This window comes from Actinotalea sp. (assembly GCF_041597215.1).
Taxonomy (GTDB): domain Bacteria; phylum Actinomycetota; class Actinomycetes; order Actinomycetales; family Cellulomonadaceae; genus Actinotalea.
On sequence record NZ_JBFHHB010000137.1, the window covers coordinates 1 to 8,514 of the forward strand.

General features: G+C 71.6%; 4 protein-coding genes and 1 pseudogene. All 5 read right to left on the reverse strand.

The window, feature by feature from the left end; genetic code table 11:
* Positions 1–13: 13 nt before the first annotated feature.
* A complete protein-coding gene (gene glgB / locus ABWK99_RS10485) occupies positions 14–2,212 on the reverse strand; it encodes a 1,4-alpha-glucan branching protein GlgB (protein WP_372594651.1) in 2,199 nt (732 codons plus the stop codon).
* A gap of 100 nt (positions 2,213–2,312) precedes the next feature.
* The gene (locus ABWK99_RS10490) at positions 2,313–3,674 is read right to left on the reverse strand and encodes an aminoglycoside phosphotransferase (RefSeq protein WP_372594652.1); all 1,362 of its coding nucleotides are present in this window, start codon (positions 3,672–3,674) and stop codon (positions 2,313–2,315) included.
* Entirely contained in the window at positions 3,674–5,344 is a 1,671-nt protein-coding gene (gene treS, locus ABWK99_RS10495) for a maltose alpha-D-glucosyltransferase (RefSeq protein ID WP_372594654.1), read from the reverse strand. Before treS ends, ABWK99_RS10490 begins: the two co-directional genes overlap by 1 nt.
* A 140-nt stretch (positions 5,345–5,484) precedes the next feature.
* Positions 5,485–7,515 (reverse strand): alpha-1,4-glucan--maltose-1-phosphate maltosyltransferase, encoded by a 2,031-nt coding sequence (locus ABWK99_RS10500; protein WP_372594653.1) that lies wholly within the window; start codon positions 7,513–7,515, stop codon positions 5,485–5,487.
* Between the two features lie 305 nt (positions 7,516–7,820).
* Positions 7,821–8,514, reverse strand: a pseudogene (locus ABWK99_RS10505) (glycogen debranching enzyme GlgX); the annotation flags it as partial.

Below are 8,514 nucleotides of genomic sequence, written 5' to 3' on the forward strand. Positions count from 1 at the left end.
CCCTCGACCACGTTCAGGCCTGAACGGGCTCCTGGCCCTCGGGCACGAAGACGACCACGCCGAGTGCCGGCACCCGGATGCTCGCCGAGCAGGGCTGCGCGTGCGTCGGGTGGTCGTGGGCCTCGATCCGCCCGAGATTGCCGACCCCCCAGCCTCCGTAGGCCTCGCTGTCGGTGTTGAGGGCCTCGCGCCAGGCGCCGCCCGAGGGCAGGCCGAGGCGGTAGCCCTCGTGCGAGGTGCCGGCGAAGTTGACGACGACGACGGCCGTCCGGCCGGTCCCGTCGCGTCGGATGTACGTCAGGACGTTGTGGTCGGCGTCCTGCGAGTCGATGAACTCGAACCCTGACGGGCTGGAGTCCAGCGCCCACAGGGCCGGCTCCTCCCGGTAGAAGCGGTTCAGGTCGGTCACCAGGGCACGGATGCCCTGATGCGTCGAGTAGTCCAGCAGGTGCCAGGGCAGGCCGACACCCTCGTCCCACTCCGAGGTCTGCCCGAACTCGCAGCCCATGAAGAGCAGCTGCTTGCCCGGATGGGTCCACTGGTAGGCGAGCAGGGAGCGGACCCCCGCCGCCTGCTCCAGGTGCTCCCCTGGCATCTTGTGCATGAGGGAGCCCTTGCCGTGGACGACCTCGTCGTGGCTCAGCGGCAGGATGAAGTGCTCGGAGAACGCGTAGACGATCGAGAAGGTGATCTCGTTGTGGTGGTACCGACGGTTGATCGGGGACTCCGCGAGGTAGCGGAGCGTGTCGTTCATCCAGCCCATGTTCCACTTCAGGCCGTAGCCCAGGCCGCCGTGGTCGGTCGGAGTGGTCACTCCCGGCCAGGCCGTCGACTCCTCGGCGATCATGAGGATTCCCGGCGTGCGGCGGTAGGCCGTCGCGTTCGCCTCCTGGATGAAGCGGATCGCATCGAGGTTCTCCCGGCCGCCGTGGACGTTGGGACGCCACTGCCCCGCGCTACGGGAGTAGTCCAGGTACAGCATCGAGGCGACCGCGTCGACGCGCAGGCCGTCGATGTGGAACTCCTCGAGCCAGTAGGTCGCGTTGGCCACGAGGAAGTTGCGGACCTCGTTGCGGCCGAAGTTGAAGACGTAGGTCCCCCAGTCGGGCTGCTCGCCGAGCAGCGGGTCCGGGTGCTCGTACAGCGGGGTCCCGTCGAATCGGCCCAGGGCCCACTCGTCCTTGGGGAAGTGCGCCGGCACCCAGTCCAGGAGGACCCCGACGCCCGCCTGGTGCAGCCGGTCCACGAGGTACCGGAAGTCGTCCGGGTGCCCGAAGCGCGAAGTCGGCGCGTAGTAGGAGCTCACCTGGTAGCCCCAGGACCCGCCGAACGGGTGCTCGGCGACCGGCATGAGCTCGACATGGGTGAAGCCCGTGGACACGACGTGCTCGGTGAGCTGGTCGGCGAGCTGGCGGTAGGTCAGTCCCGGACGCCATGAACCCAGGTGCACCTCGTAGACGCTCATCGGGCCCGAGTGCGGGTCGCGTGAGGTGCGCCGGTCGATCCATGCGTCGTCGGACCAGGTGTAGTCGGACTCCACGACGACGGACGCCGTCGCCGGAGGGATCTCGGTTCCCTGGGCCATCGGGTCGGCCTTCTGCCGCCACGAGCCGTCCTGGCTGAGGATCTCGTACTTGTACCGGGTCCCGGCACCGACCGACGGGATGAAGATCTCCCAGACACCCGAGTCGCCGAGGGAGCGCATCGTGTGGGGGGTGCCCTGCCAGTGGTTGAAGTCGCCCACGACGCGGACCGCGCGGGCGTTCGGTGCCCAGACCGCGAACGCGGTCCCCGTCACGTCGCCCATCAGACCGGGGTAGTGCCGCACGTTCGCCCCGAGCGCGGTCCAGAGCTCCTCGTGACGGCCCTCCCGGATCAGGTGCAGGTCCATCGGGCCGACGGTCGGCAGGAAGCGGTACGGGTCGTCCGTCGTCGTGGTGTCCTGGCCGTAGGTCACGCGCAGCCGGTAGTCGGGGATCGCCGTGCCGGCGAACGCGGTGACCCAGACGCCGCCGTGCTCGTGGACGGCCTCGTGCTCGCCGTCGGCGGTGAGGACCACCACGCTGTCGGCCAGGGGGCGCAGCGTCCGTACCGTCACCACGCCCTCGTCCAGGTGCACCCCGAGGATGCGGTGCGGATCCTGATGCACCCCCGCGGCGATGGCGTCGAGCTCTTCGGTGAACACCGGTCGTGGGGAGGGCGTCGTCGTCATGGTCCTACCCTGGCACCGACGGCGGCTCGGCGCACACAGCGGCGCCCGGTTCGGCGTCCCGAGGCGTCACGATCCGGTCACGAGCGGTGGGCCCCGACGCTCAGCTCTCGTCGCTCGCGAGCAGGCGATCGACTCCTGCGAGGGGGATCGCTGTCCACGACGGCCGGTTCCGCGTCTCGTAGACGACCTCGTAGAGGGCCTTGTCGAGCTCGAGCGCCCGGAGCAGGGTCGTCTGAGCGGGGATGTCCGTCGACGAGCCCAGGGCGGCGGACTCGGAACGGTAGCCCTCGGTCAGCGCGGACCTGGCCGCCTCGAGCCATCCCGGATCGCCGGCCCCGCCGACGGCGGCCGCGTAGTCCAGGGAGCGGAGCATGCCGGCCAGGTCGCGCAGAGCGAGGTCGGGGCGCTCCCGCTCGGCAGCGGACGCCGAGGGCTCGCCCTCGAAGTCGAGGACGAACCAGCCGCGGTCCGGCGAGTGGAGGACCTGGCCCAGGTGGTAGTCGCCGTGCACCCGTTGCAGGGCGGGAAGGGTGCCGACGGTGCCCACGAGATCGAGAACGCCCAGCACCCGCTCGGCCCGGTCGGCGAGCGTCGGGACCGCGTCGATCGCCGCGGCGGCCCTGGCTCGCAGTGTGCCGACCACGGCCGCGACGTCGGCGGGGCCCTGCTCGGTCGGCAGGGCACGGCGCAGGGCCGAGTGCAGCTGCGCTGTGGTCCTGCCCAGCTCGTGGGTGAGCCCGCTCACGTCCTCGCCGGCTCCGGCGCGGGCGCAGGCCAGCTCGAACCCGTCCCGGGCGCCCAGGACGAGCTCGCTCACCACGCCCAGGTCGCCGGTCGTGCCCTCCGTGGCGCCCTCGGCCGACCACGAGCCGCTGAGCCAGCCGAGCGGGCGTGGCACCCCCGTCCATCCGGCGCCGTGCAGGGCGGAGGGCACCGCGACATCCGGGTTGTGCCCGGGCGTCACGACGCGGAAGACCTTGAGGATCGCCGGTGGCTCCGCACGGGGGAGGAGCACGGAGGTGTTGGACTGCTCGCCCGACAGCACCCGTGCGGCGCCAGGGGCGTCCAGGTCGCCTGCGACGAGGTCGGGCGGCAGACCCCCCTCGCGGCGGGCGAGGCCGAGCCAGGCGCGGAGGAAGGCCGGGTCGGCGCAGCCGTCGAGGACCTCGAGGTCCACGCCCTCGCGCCGGACGGTGCCCAGCGCCTCCGGTCGGCCGGCGGCGGCGCGCAGGACGACGGGGACCTGCAGCACGGCTCCCGAGCCGAGCCGGAACAGGTGCAGGCCGACCTGGCCGGCGCCCAGCGGGTCGACCAGCTCGATGACCCCGACCGGCTCGGGGGCCGACTGCGTCCCCTTGGCCGGGTACCACCGGCGGCCGGGCAGCCACCCGAGCAGGAGCGCGAGGACGTCGGGCTCGCTCGGACCACCGATCGCCGGGACCCCGTCCGTGGGCGGCGCCATCAGTCCGTGACCTCGGGCGGGCCGATCGCCAGCCAGAAGAAGTCCCGCGACCCGAGGGTGATCCCCACGGTGCCGTCGGCGGCCACCTCGGGGAACGCGGCGCCGCCGAAGACGTCGTGCAGCGTGTGCCCGAGGTGCTCCGGGAGCCGGAGCGTCGCCGAGCGTGGCGTCGCGGCGAGGTTCGCGACGCACAGCACGGTCTCCTCGGCGTTGCGCCGCAGGTAGGCCAGCACCGACTCGTCGTCGCACGCGACGGCGACGAAGTCCCCGTTCCCGAAGACGGGGTGCTTGCGCCGGATGGTGAGCATCCCGCGCACCCAGTGCAGAAGCGAGGTCGTCTGGGCGAGCTGAGACTCGACGTTGATCGCCGCGTAGGTGTGCACGAGGGACTGGACGACGGGGAGGTAGAGCTTGCCCGGATCGGCGGTGGAGAAGCCCGCATTGCGGTCAGGGGTCCACTGCATCGGGGTGCGGACCGCGTCGCGGTCCGGCAGCCAGATGTTGTCGCCCATGCCGATCTCGTCGCCGTAGTACAGGCACGGGCTGCCGGGGAGGGACAGCAGCAGGGCGTGGGCGAGCTCGATCTCCGCACGCGAGTTGTCCAGGAGCGGGGCGAGGCGACGCCGGATCCCGACATTGGCGCGCATCCGGGGGTCGGGGGCGTACCAGCCGTACATCGCGGCACGCTCCTCCGTCGAGACCATCTCGAGGGTGAGCTCGTCATGGTTGCGCAGGAAGGTGCTCCACTGGCCGCCGAGCGGGATGTCCGGGGTGTCGGCCAGGATGTCGACGATGGGGGCCGCTCGCTGGTCCTTGATCGAGTAGAAGATGCGGGGCATCACCGGGAAGTGGAAGCACAGGTGGCACTCGGGCTCCTCGGGAGTGCCGTAGTACGCCGCCACGTCCTCCGGCCACTGGTTCGCCTCGGCGAGCATGATGCGACCAGGGAACTCCTCGTCGACCATCGCCCGGATCTCGCGCAAGTACTCATGGGTGCGCGGGAGGTTCTCGCAGTTCGTGCCCTCCTCCTCGAAGAGGTACGGGACGGCGTCGAGGCGGAAGCCGTCGACCCCCATGCGCAACCAGAACCGGGCGACGTCCTTCATCGCCTCGCGCACGTACGGGTTCTCGAAGTTGAGGTCGGGCTGGTGGCTGAAGAACCGGTGCCAGAAGTACTGACGACGGACCGGGTCGAAGGTCCAGTTCGAGGTCTCGGTGTCGACGAAGATGATCCGCGCGTCCTCGTAGCGGGTGTTGTCGTCGCTCCACACGTAGAAGTCGCCGTACGGGCCTTCGGGGTCCGACCGCGAGGCCTGGAACCACGGGTGCGCGTCCGAGGTGTGGTTCATCACCAGGTCGATGACGAGCCGCATCCCTCGGGCGTGCGCGGCCTCGATGAGATCGGCGAAGTCCTGGAGAGTCCCGTACTGCGTCGCGATCGAGGTGTAGTCGGCGATGTCGTAGCCGCCGTCGCGCAGCGGGGAGGGGAAGAACGGCGGCAGCCAGAGGCAGTCGACGCCGAGCCACTGGAGGTAGTCCAGGCGCTCGATCAGTCCGCGCAGGTCACCGGAGCCGGCACCTGTGGAGTCGGCGAAGCAGCGCAGCATGACCTCGTAGAACACGGCGGTCCGGTACCACTCCGGGTCGTCGCTGAGCGGGCTCGGCGACATCGACGGCAGGTGGGTCGTGGCCGAGGGGCGCGGCGGAAGGGCCCGGGTCGGATCGACCGGTGGGGGGGAGGCCGCGACCTCCACGGCGCGCATCGTTCCGGTGTCGACGGGGACCGGCTCGTTGGGGCGATCGGTGCTCATCAACGCTCCACGGTCAGGACGTGACCGCAGCGGGTCCACGGGTCGAGCCGGACGAAGGGGTCGGCATCCCAGGTGTACGACTCCCCGGACAGGAGGTCCCGGACGACAAGGGGGGAGTCGACCTCGACGCCGAGCGCCTCGAGATCGAGGTGGACGACCGTCTCGCGCGTGTGGTGCGGATCGGTGCTGAGGACCACCAGGACGGTGTCCGCGCGCCCGGTGGGGGACTGGGCCGCGTCGACGTGGCGCGAGAAGCAGATCACGGCGTCGTTCCCCGTGGGGTGCACCGTCAGGCCGCGCAGGCGCTGCAGGGCGGGGTGCTCCTTGCGGATCGCGTTGAGCCTCGTCAGCAGGTCCGGGATCCCCGTCTGCTGGGCAGCGACCCAGTTCCGGGGCCGGTACTCGTACTTCTCGTTGTCGATCTGCTCCTCGACGCCGGGACGCGGGACGTTCTCCACGAGCTCGTAGCCCGAGTAGATGCCCCAGGTCGGTGCTCCCGTCGCGGCGAGGATCGCGCGGATGGCGAAGGCAGGTGCCCCGCCGTACTGCATGTACGGCGTGAGGATGTCGTGCGTCGTGGGCCAGAAGCTCGGCCGCATGTACGCGGCCGCCGGTCCGGAGACCTCCTCCAGGTACTCCTCGATCTCCTCGCGCGTGTTGCGCCAGGTGAAGTACGAGTACGACTGGTGGAAGCCGATCTTGGCGAGGGTGTGCATCATCGCGGGACGCGTGAAGGCCTCGGCGAGGAAGATCACGTCCGGGTGGGCAGCGTTGACGTCCGCGATGAGCCATTCCCAGAACTCGAGCGGCTTGGTGTGCGGGTTGTCGACCCGGAAGGCGGTGACCCCGTGGTCGATCCACACCTGCAGCACCCGCCGCACCTCGGCGTAGATCCCCGCCGGGTCGTTGTCGAAGTTGACGGGGTAGATGTCCTGGTACTTCTTGGGCGGGTTCTCCGCGTAGGCGATCGAGCCGTCGAGGCGGGTCGTGAACCACTCCGGGTGCTCGGTGACCCACGGGTGGTCGGGTGAGCACTGCAGGGCCAGGTCCAGGGCGACCTCCATGCCCAGGCCCCTGGCACGGGAGACGAAGGCGTCGAAGTCCTCGAAGGTGCCCAGGTCCGGGTGGATCGCGTCGTGGCCCCCCTCGGGCGCACCGATCGCGTACGGCGAGCCCGGGTCGCCGGGGGCGCAGGTGAGCGAGTTGTTGCGGCCCTTGCGGTGCGTGGTGCCGATCGGGTGGATCGGGGTGAGGTACACGATGTCGAAGCCCATCGCGGCGATCCCCGGCAGCCGCTCGGCCGCGGTGCGCAGCGTGCCCGAGCGCCAGGAGCGCGCCGAGGCGTCGTAGGTGGCGCCCTCGGAGCGGGGGAACATCTCGTACCAGGAACCGGCCAGTGCGAGCTCTCGCTGGACGGTGAGCGGGTAGGCCGGTGAGGACGAGACCATGTCGCGCACGGGGTGCGCGTCGAGCACCGTGACCACGGGGGCGGCGAGGCCCGCCTCGAGGCGTCGGCGTGGCGGCACGTGGGTGTCCCGCAAGCCGGCGACGGCGGCCGACAGGGCCTGGACCGCTTCCGACGGCAACCCCTCGCGTGCGGCGGCCCGCTCGAGGAGGGCAGCGCCCTCGGCGAGCATCAGCTCGGTGTCCACCCCTGCATCGATCTTGATCGTCGCGTCGTGCACCCAGGTCGCGTACGGGTCGGACCAGCCCTCGACGCGGAAGGTCCACGCCCCGGTCGCGTCGGGGACGAGGTCGGCGCGCCAGGTGTCCAGACCGGCGTTGACCCGCGTCATCGGTACCCGGCTGTGCTCGGACCCGTCCGGACCGATCAGCACGGCCGTGGCGGCGACGGCGTCGTGGCCCTCACGGAAGACGCGAGCGCCGATCTCGACGGCCTCGCCGACGACCGCCTTGGCCGGCCAGCGGCCGGCCTCCAGGACGGGGGAGACGTCGACCACCGGGATCCGGCCGACGGACCGCACGCCGGGAACGGCAGGCGCCGGGGGTGCAGCGGGTGCAGCCGGCACCGCGTCCGCCCTCGGTGCTGCGGGTGCGGCTGCAGGGGGCGCGGCGGGTGCGGCGGGTGCGGCGGCCGTGGGCCCGGCGCCCTTCGCAGGGCCGGGCTTGGGGCTCTTTCCCGAGCCGCCGGCCGAGGCCGGACGACCCGATCGGCCGGAGCGGCCGGGAGGCGGGGACGGGCGCGGGGGCTGCGTGGGCGGGGTCACCCCTTGAACCTACCGACCGTGATCCGTAGTCGGCACGTCCGGAGCCCAGGAACACGGCGATTTCTCGGACCTGGTCCGCCGGCACGCCGCTTCGTGGACGCCGGTCGTCAGTCCTCGAGGGGAGCGACCGGGGCCGCCGGGGCCGAGTACAGCCGGACCGACAGCGCCTCGACGAGCAGCGAGGTTCCGGGCCGGACGGCGCCGTTGCCGTTCGCCGCCGGCCCGCCGGGCCGTTCGAGGTCGTCCGGGTGCTCGGTCGTCGAGTCCCACCGCAGGTGCCACTCCGGCACGCCCTCGGCGAGCTCGACCGAGACGGGGTCGAGTGCACCGTTGATGAGGAGCAGCACGGCGGAGCCGTCGCAGGCGGTGCGGACCATCTGGATGGTCCGCACGTGGGGGTCGTTCCACTCGTGCGTCTCGAGCGGCCGACCCGCGGCGCTGCGCCAGTACAGGTCGGGTCGGGGGTCCTCGCAGTCCGGTCGCGGAACCCCGCGGTAGAAGCGGTCGGCGCGCAGCGCGGGGAGCTCGCGGCGCAGGCGCAGCAGGTGCTGCGCCGTCGAGAACAGGTGCTCCCGCCACGGCGAGAGCTCCCAGTCGATCCAGGAGATCTCGTTGTCCTGGTTGTACGCGTTGTTGTTGCCCTGCTGGGTCCTGCCGACCTCGTCGCCCGCGGTGAGCATCGGCACGCCGGCGGAGAGCAGCAGCGTGGCGAGCAGGTTGCGCATCGACTGACGCCGCAGCGGGAGGATCTCGATGCCGACGCCGGGATCGCGGGCCGGGCCCTCGATGCCGTGGTTCCAG

Bases quoted from the DNA above. Each gene is read 5' to 3' on its own strand.
- glgB (WP_372594651.1), bottom strand. From the start codon at position 2,212: ATGACGACGACGCCCTCCCCACGACCGGTGTTCACCGAAGAGCTCGAC.
- ABWK99_RS10490 (WP_372594652.1), bottom strand. From the start codon at position 3,674: ATGGCGCCGCCCACGGACGGGGTCCCGGCGATCGGTGGTCCGAGCGAG.
- treS (WP_372594654.1), bottom strand. From the start codon at position 5,344: ATGTCGCCGAGCCCGCTCAGCGACGACCCGGAGTGGTACCGGACCGCC.